This is a genomic window from Micromonospora sp. NPDC002296, assembly GCF_040296145.1.
Lineage (GTDB): Bacteria > Actinomycetota > Actinomycetes > Mycobacteriales > Micromonosporaceae > Micromonospora.
Window position 1 is genome coordinate 1 of record NZ_JBEOWQ010000130.1, and the last position, 1,018, is coordinate 1,018.

General features: G+C 68.1%; 1 protein-coding gene. It reads left to right on the plus strand.

Translation table 11 applies throughout. The features are described 5' to 3' along the window. Nucleotides 1-56 precede the first annotated feature (56 nt). A partial coding sequence (locus tag ABT023_RS29030; RefSeq protein WP_350889874.1) for an AMP-binding protein occupies nucleotides 57-1,018 on the plus strand: 962 nt, incomplete at its 3' end.

Consider the following 1,018-nt stretch of genomic DNA (forward strand, 5'->3'; position numbering starts at 1 on the left):
ACAGGTTGGCGCGGTTTTTGGTGGGTCGTGGTGTGGGTCGGGGTGCGGTGGTGGGGGTGCATCTTGAGCGTGGGGTGGAGTTCGTGGTCGCGTTGCTGGCGGTGCTGAAGGCCGGTGGGGCCTACGTGCCGCTCGACCCGTCGCATCCCGCGGACCGGATCAGAACCGTCGTCGACGAGGCCCGGGCCCGGCACCTGGTCACCAGCAGCGACCTGGTCGAGGCCAGCGGCATCACCGCCGAGGTGACCGTCCTCGTCGATCTCGACACCACCGAGATCGCCGGGAACGCCGCTGCCGACCTTCACGTCGACGTCTCGCCCCGGGACATCGCCTGCGTGCTGTTCACCTCAGGATCCACCGGCCTGCCCAAGGGCGTCGCGTCACCCCACACCGCGACGGTGCGCACCTTCTTCGCCCAGGATTACGTGCACCTCGGCCCGCCCGAGGTCCATCTCCAGTGCGCGCCCGTCTCGTGGGACGGCCTCACGCTGGAGTTGTGGTCCGCCCTGTTGCGGGGAGGCGCGTGCGTCCTCGCACCGGGCCAGCGGCCGGAGCCCGACCTGATCGCCGAGCTCGTGATGCGCCACCGCGTGACAACCCTATGGATGTCGGCCGGGCTGTTCTCGGCGATGGTGGACAGCCATCCGGATGTGTTCCAGGTGGTGACCCAGGTGATGACGGGAGGCGAGTCGCCGAACGTCGACAAGGTCCTCGCCGTACGCCGCGCACATCCGCAGATGCGGCTCGTGCACGGATACGGGCCCGTGGAGAGCATGGTCTTCGCCACCTGCCACCAGGTCTCGGCGGCCGACCACGACGACCGGCTGCTCCCCATCGGCGGTCCCATCGCCAACACGCGCGTATATGTGCTGGATGAGGGTTTGCGGCCGGTGCCGGTAGGTGTCTCGGGCGAACTCTATGTAGCTGGTGTTGGTTTGGCGCGGGGTTATGTGGGTCGGCCGGGTTTGACGGCTGAGCGGTTTGTGGGGAATCCGTTTGAGTGTGGTGGTGAGCGGAT